At 68.0% G+C, this 19,172-nt stretch carries 16 protein-coding genes and 2 riboswitches; of the genes, 5 read left to right on the forward strand and 11 right to left on the reverse strand.

Annotated features, from left to right (window positions below; translation table 11 throughout):
- The first annotated feature begins 5 nt into the window (after positions 1-5).
- The 5 genes from AC0KS4_RS11215 to AC0KS4_RS11235 all read left to right on the forward strand — a co-directional run bounded on the left by AC0KS4_RS11215 (position 6) and on the right by AC0KS4_RS11235 (position 7,332).
- Complete coding sequence (locus AC0KS4_RS11215) at positions 6-2,210, forward strand: malate synthase G (RefSeq protein ID WP_225329240.1); 2,205 nt, start codon at positions 6-8, stop codon at positions 2,208-2,210.
- A gap of 103 nt (positions 2,211-2,313) precedes the next feature.
- Positions 2,314-4,422, forward strand: a complete 2,109-nt coding sequence (locus AC0KS4_RS11220) for a substrate-binding domain-containing protein (protein WP_225329239.1) — start codon at positions 2,314-2,316, stop codon at positions 4,420-4,422.
- A 250-nt stretch (positions 4,423-4,672) separates the two neighbouring features.
- The gene (locus AC0KS4_RS11225; RefSeq protein WP_238955865.1) at positions 4,673-5,563 is read left to right on the forward strand and encodes an oxygenase MpaB family protein; all 891 of its coding nucleotides are present in this window, start codon (positions 4,673-4,675) and stop codon (positions 5,561-5,563) included.
- Positions 5,564-5,594: 31 nt separating this feature from the next.
- Entirely contained in the window at positions 5,595-6,578 is a 984-nt protein-coding gene (locus tag AC0KS4_RS11230; RefSeq protein WP_238955866.1) for an oxygenase MpaB family protein, read from the forward strand.
- 109 nt (positions 6,579-6,687) lie between these two features.
- Complete coding sequence (locus tag AC0KS4_RS11235) at positions 6,688-7,332, forward strand: TetR/AcrR family transcriptional regulator (RefSeq protein ID WP_238955867.1); 645 nt, start codon at positions 6,688-6,690, stop codon at positions 7,330-7,332.
- Between the two features lie 19 nt (positions 7,333-7,351).
- On the opposite strand, the gene gcvP is transcribed toward AC0KS4_RS11235, so the two are convergent.
- From gcvP to secA2, 11 genes are all read right to left on the reverse strand, one after another.
- Entirely contained in the window at positions 7,352-10,177 is a 2,826-nt protein-coding gene (gene gcvP, locus AC0KS4_RS11240; protein WP_238955868.1) for an aminomethyl-transferring glycine dehydrogenase, read from the reverse strand.
- A gap of 52 nt (positions 10,178-10,229) precedes the next feature.
- A riboswitch (glycine riboswitch) is annotated at positions 10,230-10,355 on the reverse strand.
- A riboswitch (glycine riboswitch) is annotated at positions 10,356-10,453 on the reverse strand.
- A 61-nt stretch (positions 10,454-10,514) separates the two neighbouring features.
- Entirely contained in the window at positions 10,515-11,144 is a 630-nt protein-coding gene (locus AC0KS4_RS11245) for a MerR family transcriptional regulator (protein WP_225329234.1), read from the reverse strand.
- A gap of 293 nt (positions 11,145-11,437) precedes the next feature.
- Positions 11,438-11,932, reverse strand: coding sequence for a bifunctional nuclease family protein (locus AC0KS4_RS11250; protein WP_008256980.1), 495 nt, complete (start codon positions 11,930-11,932; stop codon positions 11,438-11,440).
- Positions 11,933-12,043: 111 nt separating this feature from the next.
- Positions 12,044-12,811: a transcriptional regulator FtsR gene (gene ftsR / locus AC0KS4_RS11255; RefSeq protein ID WP_225329233.1), complete on the reverse strand. Its 768-nt coding sequence runs from the start codon at positions 12,809-12,811 to the stop codon at positions 12,044-12,046.
- Positions 12,811-13,284, reverse strand: a complete 474-nt coding sequence (gene garA / locus AC0KS4_RS11260; RefSeq protein ID WP_014382626.1) for a glycogen accumulation regulator GarA — start codon at positions 13,282-13,284, stop codon at positions 12,811-12,813. The genes ftsR and garA overlap by 1 nt, the downstream gene beginning before the upstream one ends.
- Before the next feature lie 238 nt (positions 13,285-13,522).
- Positions 13,523-13,921, reverse strand: a complete 399-nt coding sequence (gene gcvH / locus AC0KS4_RS11265; RefSeq protein WP_225329232.1) for a glycine cleavage system protein GcvH — start codon at positions 13,919-13,921, stop codon at positions 13,523-13,525.
- Positions 13,922-13,949: 28 nt separating this feature from the next.
- Positions 13,950-14,786 carry a DUF881 domain-containing protein gene (locus AC0KS4_RS11270; protein WP_225329231.1) on the reverse strand — a complete coding sequence of 279 codons (837 nt, stop codon included), beginning with the start codon at positions 14,784-14,786 and terminating at the stop codon, positions 13,950-13,952.
- 24 nt (positions 14,787-14,810) lie between these two features.
- The gene (locus AC0KS4_RS11275) at positions 14,811-15,143 is read right to left on the reverse strand and encodes a small basic family protein (protein WP_014942127.1); all 333 of its coding nucleotides are present in this window, start codon (positions 15,141-15,143) and stop codon (positions 14,811-14,813) included.
- A 49-nt stretch (positions 15,144-15,192) separates the two neighbouring features.
- The gene (locus AC0KS4_RS11280; protein WP_225329229.1) at positions 15,193-16,107 is read right to left on the reverse strand and encodes a DUF881 domain-containing protein; all 915 of its coding nucleotides are present in this window, start codon (positions 16,105-16,107) and stop codon (positions 15,193-15,195) included.
- Positions 16,100-16,729, reverse strand: coding sequence for a CDP-alcohol phosphatidyltransferase family protein (locus AC0KS4_RS11285; RefSeq protein WP_225329228.1), 630 nt, complete (start codon positions 16,727-16,729; stop codon positions 16,100-16,102). The genes AC0KS4_RS11280 and AC0KS4_RS11285 overlap by 8 nt, the downstream gene beginning before the upstream one ends.
- A gap of 94 nt (positions 16,730-16,823) precedes the next feature.
- The gene (gene secA2, locus AC0KS4_RS11290) at positions 16,824-19,148 is read right to left on the reverse strand and encodes an accessory Sec system translocase SecA2 (protein ID WP_225329227.1); all 2,325 of its coding nucleotides are present in this window, start codon (positions 19,146-19,148) and stop codon (positions 16,824-16,826) included.
- Positions 19,149-19,172 lie beyond the last annotated feature (24 nt).

The following is a 19,172-nucleotide window of genomic DNA, read 5'->3' on the forward strand; positions in this document are numbered from 1 at the left end:
GAATCATGACTGATCGCGTGTCGGCGGGGAACTTGCGCGTCGCCCGGGTGCTTTACGACTTCGTGAACGAAGAGGCCTTGCCCGGCACCGATATCGACCCGGACAGCTTCTGGGCGGGCGTCGACAAGGTCGTCACCGACCTCACCCCGAAGAACCAGGATCTGCTGCGCCGCCGTGACGAGCTGCAGGCCCAGATCGACAAGTGGCACCGACAGCGGGTCATCGAGCCGCTCGACATCGACGCCTACCGCGAGTTCCTCACCGAAATCGGTTACCTGCTGCCCGAACCCGCGGATTTCACGATCACCACCTCGGGTGTCGACGACGAGATCACCACGACCGCGGGCCCCCAGCTGGTGGTGCCGGTGCTCAACGCCCGCTTCGCGCTGAACGCCGCCAACGCCCGGTGGGGCTCGCTGTACGACGCCCTGTACGGCACAGATGTCATCGGAGAAGACGACGGCGCCGAGAAGGGGTCGAGCTACAACAAGGTGCGCGGCGACAAGGTGATCGCCTACGCGCGCAAGTTCCTGGACGAGGCCGCGCCGCTGGAGTCCGGCTCATGGTCCGACGCGACCGGCCTGTCCGTCGAGGACGGCCGCCTGAAGGTCGCGACCGCCGACGGCTCCGTCGGCCTGGCCGACCCGGAGAAGTTCGCCGGCTACACCGGCGAGCTCGGTTCCCCCAACTGGTCGGTGCTGTTGGTCAATCACGGCCTGCACATCGAGATCCTCATTGATCCGGACTCGCCGATCGGCAGGACCGACGCCGCGGGCATCAAGGACGTGGTCCTGGAGTCGGCCGTCACCACGATCATGGACTTCGAGGACTCGGTGGCCGCCGTCGACGCCGACGACAAGGTGCTCGGCTACCGCAACTGGCTCGGCCTGAACAAGGGCGACCTGTCCGAAAGTGTCGACAAGGACGGCAAGACCTTCACCCGGGTGCTCAACGAGGACCGGACCTACTCCACGCCCGACGGCGAGGGCGAGCTGACACTGCCGGGCCGCAGCCTGATGTTCGTCCGCAACGTCGGACACCTGATGACCAACGACGCGATCGTGTGGAGCGACGGCGACGAGGAAAAAGAGGTGTTCGAGGGCATCATGGATGCGCTGTTCACCGGCCTCACCGCGATCCACGGGCTCAAGACCGGCGACGCGAACGGGCCGCTGGCCAACAGCCGCACCGGGTCCATCTACATCGTCAAGCCCAAGATGCACGGGCCCGACGAGGTCGCGTTCACCTGCGAGCTGTTCAGCCGGGTCGAAGACGTCCTCGGCCTGCCGCAGGGCACCCTCAAGGTCGGCATCATGGACGAGGAGCGGCGCACCACCGTCAACCTCAAGGCCTGCATCAAGGCCGCGGCCGACCGGGTGGTGTTCATCAACACCGGGTTCCTGGACCGCACCGGCGACGAGATCCACACCTCGATGGAGGCCGGTCCGATGATCCGCAAGGGCGCGATGAAGAGCACCACCTGGATCAAGGCCTACGAGGACGCGAACGTCGACATCGGCCTGGCCGCCGGCTTCAAGGGCAAGGCGCAGATCGGTAAGGGCATGTGGGCGATGACCGAACTGATGGCCGACATGGTCGAGCAGAAGATCGGCCAGCCGAAGGCCGGCGCGACCACCGCGTGGGTGCCCTCGCCGACGGCGGCCACCCTGCACGCGATGCATTACCACTACGTCGACGTGGGTGCCGTGCAGGAGGAGCTGGCGGGCAGGAAGCGCACCAACATCGACGAGTTGCTGACCATCCCGCTGGCCAAGGAATTGGCGTGGGCTTCCGAGGAGATCCGCGAGGAGGTCGACAACAACTGCCAGTCCATCCTCGGTTACGTGGTGCGCTGGGTCGCGCAGGGCGTCGGCTGCTCGAAGGTGCCCGACATCCACGACGTGGCGCTCATGGAAGACCGTGCGACGCTGCGGATTTCGAGCCAGCTGCTGGCCAACTGGCTGCGCCACGGTGTGATCACCGAGGAGGACGTGCGGGCCAGCCTCGAGCGAATGGCCCCGCTGGTGGACGAGCAAAACGCCAAGGATGCGGCGTATTTGCCGATGGCGCCCAACTTCGACGACAGCGTGGCATTCCTGGCGGCGCAGGACCTCATCCTGACCGGAACGCAGCAGCCCAACGGCTACACCGAGCCGATCCTGCACCGTCGTCGGCGCGAGGCCAAGGCGCGCGCCGCGCAGTCGAATTGAGCCTGCGCTCAATTCGGGTTCGCACGTGTAATAGTGCCGCGGATGACTAAGATCGGCGGCGAGTTCATTCGGATGGATCGACGGAAAGGCCGCGGGCACTGCTATGGGTAGGCACAGTGCGCCCGACCCTGACGACTCCCTCGACGAGCCTTCTCGCGACGACGCGGTCGACGAGCCGTCCCGAGGTGACGACGCAGGACATCAGCGGCGGGATGCCGGCGCCGGCGAGGCGGCGGACGAGGATTACTACTCGGACGCCGACGACTTTGCGGACGAGGATTACTACTCGGACGAACGTCACTACGCCGACGACGAGGAGCCCTACGCCGACGACGAGCCGTACGCCGCGGGCGACGCGTTCGCCGACAGCACGGCCGACGAGTACCCGGAGTTTCCGCCGCGGCAGCCCGCCCCGTCGAGTGCGGAGCCGCCGGCCGCCTCGCCGTCGCTGTTCCGGGGCGGGCATCGGGGGCTGACCGACTGGCGGGGCGGCCATCGGAGCGAGGGCGGGCGGCGGGGCGTCAGCATCGGTGTGATCGTCGCGCTGATCGCCGTCGTCGTCGTGGTGGGGTCGGTGATCCTGTGGAGCTTCTTCGGCGACGTGCTGTCCAAGCGATCGCACAACGCGGCCGGCCGCTGCGTGGGCGGTCAAGAGACCGTCGCCGTCGTCGCGGACCCGTCGATCGCCACGGCCGTCCAGGAATTCGCGGAAAGCTACAACAAATCGGCGGGGCCGGTCGGCGACCGCTGCATGGTGGTCAACGTCAAACCCGCCGACTCCGACGCCGTGCTCAACGGCTTCATCGGCAAGTGGCCCGCCGAACTGGGCGGCCAGCCGGCGCTGTGGATCCCCGGCAGCTCGATCTCCGCCGCACGGCTCGCGGGAGCCACGGCTCAGAAGACGATCAGCGAGAGCCATTCACTGGTCAGCTCCCCGGTGGTGCTTGCCGTGCGCCCCGAACTGGCACCGGCCCTCGCCAAGCAGAACTGGGCGGCACTGCCCGGGCTGCAAACCAACCCGAATGCGTTGGCCGCGTTGAACTTACCCGCCTGGGGATCGCTGCGACTGGCGCTGCCGACGGGCGGCAACGGGGACGCATCGTTTCTCGCCGGTGAGGCGGTGGCGGCCGCGTCGGTGCCGCCCGGCGCCCCGGTGACGCAGGGCACCGGCGCGGTGCGCACCCTGTTGAGCGCACAACCCAAACTCGCCGACAGCTCGCTGACCGAGGCGATGAACACGCTGCTGAAGCCCGGCGACGCGGCGACCGCGCCGGTGCACGCGGTGATCACCACCGAACAGCAGCTGTTCCAGCGCGGCCAATCGCTGCAGGACGCCAAGAGCGCCCTGGCGTCCTGGCTTCCGCCGGGGCCCGCGCCGGTGGCCGACTACCCCACCGTGCTGCTCAGCGGTTCGTGGCTTACCCGCGAACAGGCCACGGCGGCCAGCGAATTCTCCCGCTTCATGCACAAGCCCGATCAGCTGGCGAAGCTGGCGAAGGCGGGCTTCCGGGTCAACGGGGTCAAAACCCCGAGCAGCCCGGTGACCGCCTTCCCGGCGCTGCCGTCCACGCTGTCGATCGGCGATGACCCGATGCGCGCCACGCTTGCCGAGGCCATGGCCGCCCCGTCGGCCGGACAGGCCACGACCATCATGCTTGACCAGTCGATGCCCGGCCAGGAAGGCGCAAAGTCCCGGCTGGCAAACGTCATCGCGGCGCTGCAGGACAGGATCAAGGCCCTGCCCCCCACCGCCGTCGTCGGCCTGTGGACTTTCGACGGTCACGAGGGCCGCTCCGAGGTGGCGAGTGGGCCGCTGGCCGATACCGTTAACGGGCAGCCGCGCTCGGCGGCTCTGTCGGCCGCGCTGGACAAGCAGTACTCGTCGGGTGGCGGTGCGGTGTCATTCACCACGCTGCGCATGATCTACCAAGACATGCAGGCCAATTACCGTGCGGGCCAAGCCAATTCGCTTCTCGTGATCACCGCCGGGCCGCACACCGACCAATCCCTGGACGGCCCGGGGCTACAGGATTTCATCCGCAAGAGCGCCGATCCGGCCAAGCCGATCGCGGTGAACGTCATCAACTTCGGTGCCGATCCGGACCGATCCACCTGGGAAGCGGTCGCCCAGCTCAGCGGCGGCAGCTATCAGAACATCGCGACATCGGCGTCCCCCGAGCTCGCGACGGCGATCAACGCCTTCTTGAGCTGACGACGCGGGCGGCCGGCGCCATCGCGCGCCGCAGCCGGCCGGCGATGGATACGCCGGCGTGATCCCCCGAGCCCGACGGCATCGTCGGCGGAAAACCCGGAAATTCCCGCCGCCACCTATCCGATCGCGGCCGGTTGTGCCACACTCGTGATAGAACGAACCGTTCTTTCTATCAACGTTGATCTAGGAAGACGCACCGCAAAGACCGCCGAATCTCGTTGAGCTGTTGGCCAACCCAGGAAGGCGCACCATGGCCCACCCCCTGCCCACCGATCCGGAGGACCCGCAGGCCCGGATCGAGCGGCGCGCCCGGCGGGCGGACACGGATTCGGCCGACACGTCGTTTCTCGCCGAGGAGATGTCGCCGTGGCTGTCCCCCGCCTACGGCGCGGCGAATGTGGTGATGCAGCTGGCGAATTCCGGTGTGGCCTATGGCGTGATGGAGAGCAAGGTCGACAGCGGCAACCTGTACAAGCATCCGTTCAAACGGGCCCGCACCACCTTCACCTACATCGCCGTGGCCATCGCCGGCAACGCGCAGGATCGTCGGGTGTACCGGGAGGCCGTCAACGCCGCACACGTCGAGGTGCGCTCCGGCCCGCAAAGCCCGGTGCGCTACAACGCCTTCGATCCGGAGTTACAGCTCTGGGTTGCCTCCTGCATGGCCGCGGTCTTCGAGGACACCCGTAGGCTGCGGGGCGGCCGTTCCCGGCGCGACCCCGAAACCGTGCACGAGGCGGCGTCGGTGTTCGCCACCACCTTGCAGGTGCCGCCTGAAATGTGGCCTGCCGACCGGCAGGCCGCCGACCGGTACTGGCAGGAGCAACTCGATCGGCTCGACTTCGACGATCGCATGCGTAGCTACCTGATCGGCATCGCGCGCCTGGATTTCCTGCCCGCCCCGATTCCGGCGCTGTTCGGCGGATGGAATCTCTTCATGACGCTGGGATACCTGCCGCCGCAGCTGCGCGAAAAGCTCGGGTTCGGTTGGTCGGACGCGCAACAACGCCGATTCGACCGCTGGCAACGCGTCTTCGGGGTGCTGGACCTGTTCACGCCGCGGTTCTTGACGCGCCTCGGCGTGCACGCGGTGGTGTGGGACATGCGTCTGCGGCACCGGATCGGGGCAACCGTCGTGTGACGACAGACCGACGCGCACAAGGAGGAACGGTATGACGACGACAAGCCGAATCGAGCGACGCGGCAACGCTTCCGCTGCGACGTTCGTACCCCCCGAAGCGGAATGGAATTCCGCGCATCGCGCGTTGGCCGACGATGTCAGGTGGTTCGCGGGGTCGCCGTTGGCGGCGGCGTTCGGCCGCCTGGCCCTCGACCAGGTGGCGCATCGCGAAATCGCGGCCGCAGTGGACCGCAGCGGACGCTTTGCCGACAACTTCACCGACCGTGGGATCCGCAGCGCCGCGTTCACCGCCCTCGCCGCCTTCGGTGACAGCTCGGACGTGCCGGCGTCGCGGGCCGATCTCAAACGGTTGCACCGCGACGTGCGCGGGACGGGGAAGGACTCGTTCAGCGACACCCGCTACAGCGCGCTCAATCCCGAGGTGTGGACCTGGGTGGCCGTGAGTGGTCTCAACCTTTTGTATCAGGGTTATCTGCGAGTGTGCGGGCGTCGCCTCACCCTGGCCGAAAAGGAAGTCGTGTATCAGACGCTGCGCTCGGAACTGCAGTTCCTGGAGCTGCCCAGCAAGCAGGGGAAGCTGCCGGCGACCTTGCACGACATGCTCGAGCATTACGATGCAGTCGCGGCAAAAGACTTGGCCGACAACGAGTTTCTGCAATTCGCCAATCGCAGCTTCGTCGCCCCACCGATCCCGAAGTTGTTGGTTTCCCGGCAGATTCGGCCCGTGCTGCAATTGGTCTGGCCGGTGCTGACCACGCTCGCATCGCGTCCGGTGGTCGTATGTTCGGCCGCCGTGGCCCATCCCACGATGCGCCGGCTGCTCGGGGTGCGGTGGGGCGCCCGCGAGCAGGCCGAGTTCGTCGTCTACGTCGCGGCGTTGCAGATGGGCTGGCGATGGCTGCCGCGCCGGCTCACGCTGGAACCGTTGGCCTACAACCGTTACCGATACGAGCGGCTCCGGGACCGCTACCGTTCCGTGCTGTTGGACTCCTTCGCGGCGCCCGACCGGAATTGATCCGGCGCGATCGCTGAAGCGATGGCAGCGCACCGCAACGGCGCGAATGCGGATGAATAGGCTGAGGGAGCGCAGAATTGCCGCGATACCCCAATCGGCTGGAGGGCAGATGGTAGACCCCGCGATGCTGCTCGGCGCGCTGCCCGACGGCCTGGCCGCCCTCGATCCGACCGCCCGCTCGATCGTCACCGCCGCGCGCACCTGCTTCACCGAGCGCGGATTCTCCAACACCACCATGCAAGACATCGCCGACACCGCCGGTGTCGGCGTCGCCACCGTCTACCGCCGGTTCCGGCACAAGCGAAACCTGGTGCGGCTGACCATCATGGACGAATCGCTGCGGCTGAGCACGCTGGTTTCCGAGGTCGCGGGTCGCGCGGGTTCACCGGAAGAAGGGATCGCCGAAGTCTTCGCCGCGTTCGTTCACGAGGCCTCCGCCCCCAAGCTGCTGACGCGAAGCATCCGCGAATCGCCCGCCGCCGGGGAGTTGACCGCCTACCTGACCGACGAGAACCTGATCGCCATGACTCGCGGCTACATCGCGACGTGGCTGCGCCGCTGGCAGGAGCGTGGCGAACTGGCCGCCGACCTGGACACCGAGGTCGTCGGGGAGATGATCGGACGGCTGATCATTTCGCTGATCAAGACGCCGAAGTCCGTCATCCCGGTCTACAACCTCAACGAGGCCCGCGATTTCGCCCGCCGGTACCTGGTGCCGCTGGCGTTACAGGCCCCGGCGCGAACGCCGGGGTGAGCCCGCCCCGACCCGATCGTCAGGCGAACGCCTCCACGGGCGGGCACGAGCAGACCAGATTGCGGTCGCCGTAGGCGCCGTCGATGCGGCGCACCGGCGGCCACACCTTGGGCCGGAAGTCCTTGCCCAGCGGGTAGGCGGCCTCTTCCCGGGTGTACGGATGGTCCCACTCGCCGATCACCAGGCATTCGGCCGTGTGCGGGGCGCCCCGCAGCGGGTTGTCGTCGACGGACCACTCCCCCGCACCCACCCGGTCGATCTCGCCGCGAATCGCGATCATGGCCTCGCAGAAGGCGTCGACTTCGGTCAGGGTCTCGCTCTCGGTGGGTTCCACCATCAGCGTGCCCGCCACCGGGAAGCTCATCGTGGGCGCGTGAAAGCCGTAGTCCGCCAAGCGTTTTGCGACGTCGTCCACGGTCACGCCGGTGGCCTTGGTGATGCCCCGCAGATCCAGGATGCATTCGTGGGCCACCATGCCGTTCTCGCCCGTGTAGAGCACCGGGAAGTACTCGTCGAGGCGACGGGCGATGTAGTTGGCCGAGGTGATCGCGGTCAGCGACGCCGCGCGCAGGCCCTCGGCGCCCATCATCCGGATGTAGGCCCAGCTGATCGGCAGGATCGAGGCGGACCCGTAGGGCGCCGACGACACCGGATGCCCCTCGGGCAGTTCGGGCGCGTGCGGGTGACCCGGCAGGAACGGCGCCAGGTGCGAGCGCACCGCCACCGGCCCGACCCCCGGGCCCCCGCCCCCGTGCGGGATGCAGAACGTCTTGTGCAGGTTCAGGTGGCTGACGTCACCGCCGAACTTCCCCGGCCGCGCCAGGCCGACCAGCGCGTTGAGGTTGGCGCCGTCCACATAAACCTGGCCCCCCGCGTCGTGGGTGGCCGCGCAGATCTCGGCGATGTCGTGCTCGTAGACGCCGTGGGTGGACGGGTAGGTGATCATCAGCGTCGACAGCCGCTCCCCGTGCTCGGCGACCTTGGCGCGCAGGTCGTCGAGGTCCACGTCGCCGTTGGAGTGGCAGGCCACCACGACGACCCGCATCCCGGCCAGGGCCGCCGACGCCGCGTTGGTGCCGTGCGCGCTCGACGGGATGAGGCAGATGTCGCGGTGCGGTTCGCCGCGGCTGGCGTGGTAGTCGTGGATGGCCAGCAGGCCGGCGTACTCGCCCTGCGATCCGGCGTTGGGTTGCAGCGAGACGGCGTCGTAGCCGGTGATGTGCACCAACCAGGCCTCCAGGTCGGCGATGAGCCGCCGCAGGCCCGGGGTGTCGGATGCCGGTGCGAACGGATGCTGGCGGGCGAATTCCGGCCAGGTGATCGGCTCCATCTCGGCGGCGGCGTTGAGCTTCATGGTGCACGAGCCGAGCGGAATCATGCTGCGGTCCAAGGCGATATCTTTGTCGGCCAGGGTGCGCAGGTAGCGCATCATCGCCGTCTCGGTGCGGTACTGGGTGAAGGCGGAATGGGTCAGGAACTCTGATGTGCGGGTGATGATGCCCGCGCACACCGGCTGGGCGGCCGGCACGCCGAACGCCTCCAACACCGCGGCGACGTGCTCGTCGGTGGTGGCCTCGTCGCAGGCCACCGACACGTGGTCGCCGTCGACGCGCCACAGGTTGATGCCGTGGGCTTTCGCCGCGGCGATCACCTCGTCGGCGCGGCCCGGCACACGGGCCAGCACGGTGTCGAAGTACTTGTCGTGCACCAGCGCATCGCCGATGCCCGCGGCGATCGCCTCGGCGTGACCGTGGACGCGGCGCGCGATGGCGGTCAGCCCCTCGGCGCCGTGGTAGCTGGCGTACATCGCGGCCATCACCGCCAGCAGCACCTGCGCGGTGCAGATGTTGCTGGTCGCCTTGTCGCGGCGGATGTGCTGCTCGCGGGTCTGCAGCGCCAGCCGGTAGGCGGGTGAACCGTCGGCGTCCAGCGACACACCCACCAGCCGGCCCGGCAGTTGGCGCGCGTGGTTGGCGTGCACCGCCAGGTAGCCGGCGTGCGGTCCGCCGAATCCCATTGGCACACCGAATCTTTGGGTGGTGCCGAACGCGACGTCGGCGCCGATCTCACCGGGCGGCGTGATCAGCGTGCACGCGAGCAGGTCGGCGCCGATCGCGATCAGCGCGCCGCGGTCGTGCGCCTGCCCGACCAGCGGCGCCCAGTCGGTGACCCGGCCGCTCGCGCCGGGCAGCTGGGCGATGACGCCGAAGAAGTCGCCGTCGGGCAGTCCGTCGCGCAGGTCGGCGGTGACGATCTCGATGCCCAGAGGCGCGGCGCGGGTGGCCAGGATGGCGGCGGTCTGGGCGAAGACGTCGGCGTCGACGGCAAGCCGGTTGGTTTTGCCGCGGGCCGCGCGGTGCATCAGCGTCATGGCCTCGGCGGCGGCGGTGCCCTCGTCGAGCATGGAGGCATTGGCGACCTCCAGGCCGGTCAGGTCGGCCACCATCGTCTGGAAATTCAGCAGCGCCTCGAGCCGGCCCTGGCTGATCTCCGGCTGATACGGCGTGTACGCCGTGTACCAGGCCGGGTTCTCCAAGATGTTGCGCAGCAACACCGGGGGCGTGAGCGTGTCGTAGTAGCCCTGACCGATCATGGACACGGCCACGGTGTTGGCGTCGGCCAAGGCCCGCAGCTCGGCCAGCGCCTCGGTTTCAGTGGCGGGTGCCGGCAGCCGGTCGAGGCCGGGCGCCGCGCCGTTGTCGGTGAGTTTGTCCAGGATGCCCGACGGGACGGCTTTGGACGCCAGCTCGTCGAGGGAGTCGACACCGATGACGGCGAGCATGGCCGCGACGGCCTGGCTGTCCGGGCCGATGTGCCGAGCTGCGAACGGGGATTGATCGGACACTGGAAACTCCTGAGTAGGCGGACAACGACAGATCAAGGCAGAGGACGAACGGTCCTCTCCCTCTGTCTTCACCCTTCGCCGGGCGCCTGAGAGATTCGGCGCCGGATGCTTGTCCTGCGCGCCTTTCCCCATCGGCGGGTGTCGACCCGCAGGTCTTCACCGCTTTCCAGAGGCATCATTGTTTCGCGCGGTCCGGGTGCCTGAGAGGTTGACGGAGAGGTGTTGCTCCTTCGGCGCCCGTGACTGGCAGTCACGGAACTCTCCCGCTCGAATACGATGCGCGGCCCAGTTTACTCGGCCGCGTGGGCGCGAAGTTGCGCGCTCTCGGGGCGCGCCGTCAGCCGATCTTGCGGTCGCGGTGCTTGCGCCGGGACGCCAGCTCGTCCTCCGGCTCGGCGATCGACTCGCCGCCGTCGGCCCGCTCGCCCGGGAAGTCCGCGATGACGCCGGTCAGCTCCCGCATGGCGCCGGACACGGCGATGCCGAACACGCCCTGCCCGCCCTGGAGCAGGTCGACGACCTCTTCGGCCGATGTGCACTCGTAGACGGTGGTGCCGTCGGAGAACAGGGTGATGTTGGCCAGGTCCTGAACCCCGCGCTGGCGCAGGTGGTCGACCGCGACGCGGATGTTGTGCAACGAGATGCCGGTGTCGAGCAACCGCTTGACGATCTTGAGAACCAGGATGTCTTTGAACGAGTAGAGGCGCTGGCTTCCGGAGCCCGCCGCGCTGCGGATCGACGGGACGACCAGCGAGGTGCGCGCCCAGTAGTCCAGCTGCCGGTAGGTGATGCCGGCGATCTGGCACGCGCTGGGACCGCGGTAGCCGACCAGTTCGTCGGGCACGGAGTCGTCCGGGAAAAGTCCGGGCTGCACGGGGGCGCTGGCCGCGGTGACGCTGCGGTCGTTACTCGCGCCGTTTTCCTGCTCAGCTAGGTTGAGCTGCTCTTGGCGTGGCTGCTCGCTCACGGTGGTTCCTCTCCGCGATCGCGCTCTCGTCGTTAGCTGCGTCTCTGGCTGCACCGCAGCCACGTCTGCTCAGGCCCGAGTGCTAGTGAGCTTACGCTTTCCTAGAGCCGCCGCGCCTGAAGTCGTGATCAAAGTATGGCCGCCTCGGGGCCAACTGGGCGGGCTATCCGCCAGCGTGTCGACATCACGTTGCCAGTTGAGACGCATCCGTGATGTCCCCACCAGGCTAGTCCAGCGACACCCGCCTCTCCTAAACGCTGGTGGCAAACGCTGGTGGCAAGGCCGGGCAGGAGCTAGGTGGCTTTGAAATCGTCGGGAGACACGCTGTCGAGAAATTCTTTGAACTTCTCCACCTCGTCCTCGCGGACGGCGGTGCCGCCCTCTTCGTCGGTCTCGTCGGGGATCAGCAGCCCGGCCTGGGCAAGCACGGGCTCCTCGACGTAGATGGGGACGCCGACGCGCAGCGCTATCGCCACCGAATCCGATGGGCGCGCCGACACGGTGATGTTGCGGTCGAACACCAGGTCGGCGTAGAAAGTGCCTTCCTGCAGATCGACGATCCGCACCTCTTTCAGCGAATGCCCAAGCGCGGCAATGACATCCCTGATCAAATCGTGCGTCAACGGACGAGGCGGCTCGACGCCCTGCTGCTCGAGGGCGATCGCGGCGGCCTCCGACTGGCCGATCCAGATTGGCAGGTAACGGTCACCGTCGGTTTCGCGCAGCAACAACACCGGCTGGTTTTGCGGCTGCTCTACGCGAATGCCGACAACACGAACCTCACCCATTTGTGTCTGTCCTCCGCATTCGTGGCGCCGGTTGGATTGGTACTTCCAGCGACGGCGAGGCCAAAAATCCGCCCTACCGCCGAAACCAAGCTGTCGACCGAAGTCTAGTCCTCAGCGATCCAGAACGTCGCGAACGGCGGATTTGATCAACGACGTGTGCAACGTGATAGCCAGCGCCGCAACTTCACGCGCCAAATCGTCGGCGCGATCGCGGGCACCGGCCTTGCCGGCTTTGACTACCGGACCGGCGATTTGGGCGATCAGGTCCGACTGCCGGTCGGCCGCCGAGCGGAATGCGCGCAGATGCCGCGGCTCGACGCCGTAATCCGACAGCGCCCGCGCGCACTGCAGGATGACGACGGCGTGCTCGTCGAAGAAACCGGCGGGGCCGGTGGTGATGACGCCGGCTTTGAGTAACGCGGTCAGCAAGTCGTCATCCACGCCCGCACGCGCCAGCAGCTCTTCGCGGCTCAGCCGGACGTGCGTGGGCGCCACCGCCGACGCGTCGGAGCCGGGTCCGACGCTGCCGTCCGCCCCGTCCCCGGTGTCACCGATTCCCGTGACCGACACCAGGCGCGGGACGGCATAGGAGGTTTTGAAAGGCGGTAGCTCGCCGTCGGGCTGGGCGTCCAGTTGCGCCCGGATGACCTTCAGCGGCAAATAGTGATCGCGCTGCGCGGTAAGGATGAATCGCAACCGCGCGCAGTCGTACGCGGTGAACCTTCGATACCCCGACGCAGCCCGTTGCGGCGTCACCAGCCCCTCGGCCTCCAAGAAGCGAATTTTGGAGATGGTGACATCGGGGAAGTCCGGCCTCAACAATTCCAGGACCGCCCCGATCGACATCCCGGCCAGTGCCGAGCTATCGGGTGCGCTCACTAGCCTGAAGATCCTCCATCCTCACCCTGCTTGGGTCCGGTCAGAAACACCAAGCGGAACTTGCCGATCTGCACTTCGTCACCGTTGGCAAGCACCGCGGAATCCACGGGCTCACGGTTGACGTAAGTGCCGTTGAGACTACCAACGTCGACCACGCTGAATTCGTTGTTTTCCAACCTGAATTCGGCGTGCCGGCGGCTGACGGTCACGTCGTCGAGGAAGATGTCGCTGTCGGGGTGCCGGCCGGCCGACGTGGTGGGCTGGTCGAGCAGGAATCGCGATCCCGCATTGGGGCCCCGTTTGACGACCAGCAGCGCCGAACCCGCCGGGAGTCCCTCGACTCCGGATACCGCGCTTTCCGTGCCCGCTTGCGCGGGCGCGTCGAGCTCGTTGAGGAAGTCGGCACGAAAGACCGAGGTCGTCTCTACCGTGACTTCGTCCGAATTCTGGTCTTGCTGACTTCCTGAGTCCATGTCCGTCACGCGCTGCTCCTCACTGGCCGCTGTGGCGTTGTCTGTCCGGGCCGCTCGGCCGGCTTCCGCACCAGGTCGTGTTGCCCGGTTTGCCGGTCTTCAAAAGGTAGATGTGTCGACGGTACCGCGCACCTGCCTGCAATGCGCCCACCGCCTGACGATCCGAAACTGCGATCCCCCCGTGTGCCGGCTGCACCGCTCGCCTGGCCGTGCGGGGCTGCAGGGACATTAGCAACCGTCATTCGGTCAGCGTTCCGCGGTAGGCCTCCGCGTCGAGCAACGAAGAAATGGCGGACTCCGCTGCGGCGACGTCGGATACCTGCACATCCAGCAACCAGCCCGCCCCGTACGGATCGGAGTTGACCAGTTGCGGGCTGCCTTCCAGGTCGGTGTTGACGGCCGACACTTTGCCCGACACCGGGGCGTACAAGTCCGACACCGATTTCGTGGATTCGACCTCGCCGAAGGATTCACCGGCGGTCAGCTCGGCGCCCACGTCGGGCAGCTGTACGAAAACGACATCGCCCAACGCCGACTGCGCGAAGTCGGTGATGCCCACCCGCACGGTGTCATCACCACTTCGACGAACCCACTCGTGTTCGGCGGTGTAGTGCAGATCGGGCGGGATATCGCTCACGAGTGATCCTGTCTGTTCGGAAAAATGCTCACTTGACGGGCTGAGCGTATTGGTGCGGTTTTGGTTGCCGCAAGGTGGTCACGTCCACCCGGTCGGACTGCTGGACGGACATCCGCGCACCGACGCGTTTGACCGTGTCCTGCGCGCCGCCGGGGATGTTCATCGCCGCGGCCAGGGTGGGCGGATCACCAATCGCCAGAATCGAATACGCGGGCGACAGCGTCTTGGAGTCGACGGTCAGCGACCCGGGCACACCGGCGACCCAGGTGTCGACGCCCACCCGCACGGACTGGTGCGCATCGTTGATTTCGATCGCCTCGGCCCCGGCGGCACGCAACTCGTTGATCACGTCGAGCATCGCCTCGGGGGAAACCCCCGGCCCGGGGTCCTCGATCGTGACGGTGACGCCGGGCCCGGTGGCGCCCACGGCGCCGACCAGGATGGACAGCGCCGCGAGCCTGGATTGGGCGGACTGGATGGCGGCCTGGTCGTTGTTGCCGGACGCCTGCAGTGAATTCAGCGTGTTCTCCAGCTCGTTCACCTCGCCGCGGAGGGTGCCCTCGCGCTGCCGCAACGAATCCAGCAGCACCAACAGGTCCGCGGGCCGGGCCGTGTCCAGCGAATCGCCCGATTCGGTCTGGCGGACCTGGGTGACGATGGCGATGCCGAGAAGCAGACACAGCAGCACGGCCAGCGTCGCGAAACCCAGTCGGGAGCGGCCGCCGCGCAGCATGCCGGACAATCCGCGCCGGCGCAGCGGCCCGATCTCGGGACGGGGGTGTTTCCCGGGCAGTTCGTGACGTCCGCGCGGCGCGCCCGGATCCGGCGCCGCGTCGGCGCCGCGATCTCCCGGATCCTGGCTCACGCCGGGCTCGATCGGGTCATGGCGTCACGCCCCGAACAGCCGGCGGCGCAGGGCCGCGGCGTTGCCGAAGATGCGAATGCCCAGCACGACGATGATGGCCGTGGACAACTGGGTGCCCACACCCAGTTGGTCGCCGACGTAGACGATGAGCGCGGCCACGAAGACGTTGAACACGAACGAAATCACGAAGACCTTGGGGTCGAAGATCCGTTCCAGATAGGCACGCAACCCACCGAACACGGCATCGAGGGCCGCGACCACCGCGATCGGCAGATAGGGCTGGACGACTTCGGGCACCGCGGGGTGAAACACCAGGCCGAGCACGATGCCGATCGCCAGCGCCGCGAGACCGATCATGCGGGGTTTCCCGTCTCGCACAGGCGAAGCTGTCTGGTCGGGACTTTTCTCACTGTGGCCCAATCTGCTTGGCGAACTTGACATCCCGGACGGATCCGGCAGGCAGCGAAAGACCGTCGGCGACATCCACCGTAACCACCACGCCGTAGGAAATCTCCAGCAGCCTCAGGCGCTGCAGCCCCGGGCTGTTGTCGAAGACATCGCGCATCGACCGCGGCGCCCCGATGGCCAGGATCGTGTACGGACTGCTGGTCGGGTTGTTGTCGACGAGGATCGCGCCGCCGGCTTGCCGGATGGTCACGTTGGGCCCGATCCGCACGCCGCCGACCGAGATCGCCTCGGCGCCGCTGGCCCACAACGAGTTGACCACCAGCTGCAGGTCGCGGTCGAGGATGATCTGCCTGCTGCCGCTGACCCGCTGCTTGGACACGTCGGAAAGGTTCGGGCTGGCGCCCGGATCGGTCACGGTCAGCTTCAGGCCGGGACCGATGATCGCCGTGCTGCCGGCCGCGAGGCTGAGCGCGTCGAGGCGTTTCAGCAGCCGCTGCCCCTCGGCGTCGTCGGCCAGCGCGTGGCGCTGCACGTCGTCGAGTCGCGTGGAGAGCTGGTTGCGGCGCTGGGCCAGCTTGGTCGCGGAGCCCTCCGCCGACCGCACGTTGCCCAACAGCAGTTGCTGGGCGTCGCGCACCCCGGGCGCGACCGAACGGGCCTGCGCGACCGCGGCGGCGAAGACCGTCGCGATGAGCAGCGCCGCCAACGCCTGCCAGAGCCAGCCGAAGGCACGTTGGCGTCCTTCGGTGGTCGCTCGCCTGGCCGCCGCCGCGGCGTAGCCGGGATCCAGGTGCTCGGACAGCAGCGCGCGCAGCAGGGAGGGCACCGGAATGTGTTGTGGCCGCGCCGCCACGTGCGCGCTGTGACCGGCGTTGGGGTCGTAGCCGCCGAGCCTGCGGTCCACGTCAGCCATGGTCGGTCGCTTTCGCCACGGCCGACGGGCGCGACCCGCGATCGACCTTGGGCATGCGGCGCAGCACCAGCGTCATCTGGACCGCATACTGCACGAACGCCCACAGGTAGCCATACAAGCCCCAGATCAGGAAGGCCCACCCGCAGGCGCCCACCACGCGGCTCCACAGCGCGTCCCACGTGCCCAGCAGCACCAGCGGGAAGCCCGACATCAGCGCGAACGTCGCGGCCTTGCCGATGTAGGTCACCGGCAGCGCCGTGAGTCCGCGGCTCCACAGCAGGGGCAGCGTCGCGGCCAGCAGGCTATCGCGGGCGAGCAGGATGACGACGAACCACCACGGCACGATCCCGCTGAACGCCATCACCACGGGGACGGCGACCATGTAGAGGCGGTCGACGGCGGGGTCGAGCAGCACACCCAGGCGCGAGGACTGATTGAGCAGCCGCGCGATCTTGCCGTCGGCCCAGTCCGAGGCGCCGCTGAACATCAAGATCGCGACGGCCCATCCGTGGGCGTGCGTCACCAGCAAGGCGTAGATGAACACCGGAATGAGCGCCAGGCGGATGACGCTGAGCGCGTTGGGGACCGTCAGCACCCGGTTGGGCGGAAGCACCGGCTCCATGAGCCGTGACCTTAACGCGACTCCACGCCGAACGCCCGGCTGGGCGCACACTCGGGCGCGAACGCCCGGCTGGCCGCACGCTCGGCGAGTGGGTCTAGCGGAACACGCCGGGCAGGCTGAGGGTGGACAGCGTGTCATCCGACAGCGGGTTGTCGTTGACCATGTATGTCCACGTCGACGTCGGCCGCGCCAGCTTGGACAGGTCCAGTCCCTGCTCCTCTTCGAGGACGTTCGCGGTTTCGAAGGTCTGTTGGGCCGCCTCGACCGCGTCCGCGGCCAGCGACGCGAACGCGTCGACCGCCAACCGGTGAAACTCGTCCAGCGGATTCTGCCGGCCCAGCGCCCGCAAGTGGATGCTCTCGCGGATGTCGGCCAGGTACGCCAGATGGTCGGCCCAGCCGCGGTCCAGGTGATAGAGCATGATCTGCCGGCAGATCGTCTCGAGGCGTTCTTCGGAGATTTCCTCGGCCAGTTCCTCGTAGCGCTTCGGCGCCAGCTCGGCGAGTTCCTCACGCGCGGTCGCGGTGCGCAGCAACGTATTTCGTCGATCGACGATGATGGCGCGCTGCTGGGCGATCAACTGGTTGTAGCGCCAGGTGTTCGCGTGCACGTCGAGCATGCGGCCCTCGGCGACCCGCTGGGCATGGTCGAGCAGCCCGGCCGCCTTGGGGCTGACGATCCGGCCGTCCTCGTCGGTCTCCATCGGCAGCTTGTTGTGGTCGAGGTTGGCCGCCACGACGTCGTCTTCCCAGCTGGAGAAGAACACCGACGACCCCGGGTCGCCCTGGCGCCCGGCGCGGCCCCGCAGCTGGTTGTCCAGCCGCTCGGTGTGGTGCCGGCCGGTGCCCACGACGTGCAGCCCGCCCAGCTCGGCGACGCGGTCGTGGTCGGCTTCGTCGGATCCCCCGAGCCGGATGTCGGTGCCGCGCCCGGCCATCTGTGTCGACACGGTGACCACGCCGAACTTACCGGCCTCGGCGATCACCTGGGCTTCCTCGGCGTCGTTCTTCGCGTTGAGCACCACCGCGGGCACGCCGCGGCGCAACAGCCGTTCGTGCAGGTCCTCGGACTCGGCGACGTCGCGGGTGCCGACCAGCACCGGCTGCCCGGTCTCGTGGACGTCGGCGATGTGCGCGACGATCGCGTCGTTCTTGGCCGCGCCCGTGATGTAGACCCGGTCGGACTCGTCTTCGCGAATGTTGGGCTTGTTCGGCGGAATTGGCGACACACCGAGCTTGTAGAACTGGCGCAGCTGCTCGCCGGCGGCCAGCGCGGTGCCGGTCATGCCGCACACGGTGGCGTAGCGGTTGATCAGCGCCTGCACGGTGATCGTGTCGAGCACCTCGCCGGTCTCGGTGGTCTCGATGCCCTCCTTGGCCTCGACGGCGGCCTGCAGCCCGTCGGGCCAGCGCTGCAGTTGCGCGATGCGGCCGCGCGAGGAATTGATCAGATGCACCGCGTCGTCGCGGACGATGTAGTGCACGTCGCGTTGCAGCAGCACGTGCGCGTGCAGCGCGACGTTGACCTCGGTCAGCGTGGTGCCGACGTGCTCCTCGGAGTACAGATCGATGCCGCCGAGCGCCTTTTCGACCTTGCGCGCGCCGGCCTCGGTCAGGTGGACGTTGCGGCTGTCGGAGTCCGTGTCGAAGTCGGTATCGGCGCTCAGTTCGCCGACCAGCCTGATGATTTCGAGTCGCGGCGTCTCCCGATGGGTGGTCCCCGCCAGCACCAGCGGCACCAGCGCCTCGTCGACCAGCACCGAGTCGGCCTCGTCGATGAGGGCCACGTCGGGGTTGGGCGACACCAGGTCGTCGACGTCGGTCACCAGCTGGTCGCGCAGCACGTCGAAGCCGATCTCGTTGACCGAGGCGTAGGTGACGTCGCAGCCGTAGGCCGCCTTGCGCTCTTCGCTGGACGACTCGGCGGTGATCCAGCCGACCGTCAGCCCCATGGCCTCGATCAGCGGGCCCATCCATTCCGCGTCACGACGCGCCAGGTAGTCGTTGATCGTCACCACGTGCACGTGCCGCCCGGCGAGCGCGTACCCGGCCGCGGCGATCGCGCCGGCCAGGGTTTTGCCCTCACCGGTGGCCATCTCGATCACGTCGCCGGCCAGCATCCGCAGCGCCCCGAGCAGCTGCACATCGAATGGACGCAACCCGCTGGCCCGCTCGCCCGCCTCCCGGGCGATCGCGAGGAACTGCGGGATGTCCTCGGAGTCAGCGAGGTCCTCGAGGTTGAGCAGCCCGGCCGCCTTGCGGAGCTGCTCGTCGGTCAGACCGGCCGCCTCGTCGTCGTATTCCGACGAGTCGGTGACCTGGGTGAGAGAGCGGCTGCGGTCCTTTTCAGTGCTGGCGCCGAGCAGCTTCCAGAAGCGGCTGCTCAGCCGGCCGGGTTGAGCGCGGGTCGTCTTAGGCACAGGTCAACGGTACGCGGTGGGCCG

This window comes from Mycobacterium sp. NTMscope_MAC_12 (assembly GCF_976985675.1).

Coding starts and splice junctions, on each gene's coding strand:
- AC0KS4_RS11215 (WP_225329240.1), top strand. CDS start 6: ATGACTGATCGCGTGTCGGCGGGGAACTTGCGCGTCGCCCGGGTGCTT.
- AC0KS4_RS11220 (WP_225329239.1), top strand. CDS start 2,314: ATGGGTAGGCACAGTGCGCCCGACCCTGACGACTCCCTCGACGAGCCT.
- AC0KS4_RS11225 (WP_238955865.1), top strand. CDS start 4,673: ATGGCCCACCCCCTGCCCACCGATCCGGAGGACCCGCAGGCCCGGATC.
- AC0KS4_RS11230 (WP_238955866.1), top strand. CDS start 5,595: ATGACGACGACAAGCCGAATCGAGCGACGCGGCAACGCTTCCGCTGCG.
- AC0KS4_RS11235 (WP_238955867.1), top strand. CDS start 6,688: ATGGTAGACCCCGCGATGCTGCTCGGCGCGCTGCCCGACGGCCTGGCC.
- AC0KS4_RS11250 (WP_008256980.1), bottom strand. CDS start 11,932: ATGGGTGAGGTTCGTGTTGTCGGCATTCGCGTAGAGCAGCCGCAAAAC.
- garA (WP_014382626.1), bottom strand. CDS start 13,284: ATGGACTCAGGAAGTCAGCAAGACCAGAATTCGGACGAAGTCACGGTA.
- AC0KS4_RS11275 (WP_014942127.1), bottom strand. CDS start 15,143: ATGATCGGTCTCGCGGCGCTGGCGATCGGCATCGTGCTCGGCCTGGTG.
- AC0KS4_RS11280 (WP_225329229.1), bottom strand. CDS start 16,107: ATGGCTGACGTGGACCGCAGGCTCGGCGGCTACGACCCCAACGCCGGT.
- AC0KS4_RS11285 (WP_225329228.1), bottom strand. CDS start 16,729: ATGGAGCCGGTGCTTCCGCCCAACCGGGTGCTGACGGTCCCCAACGCG.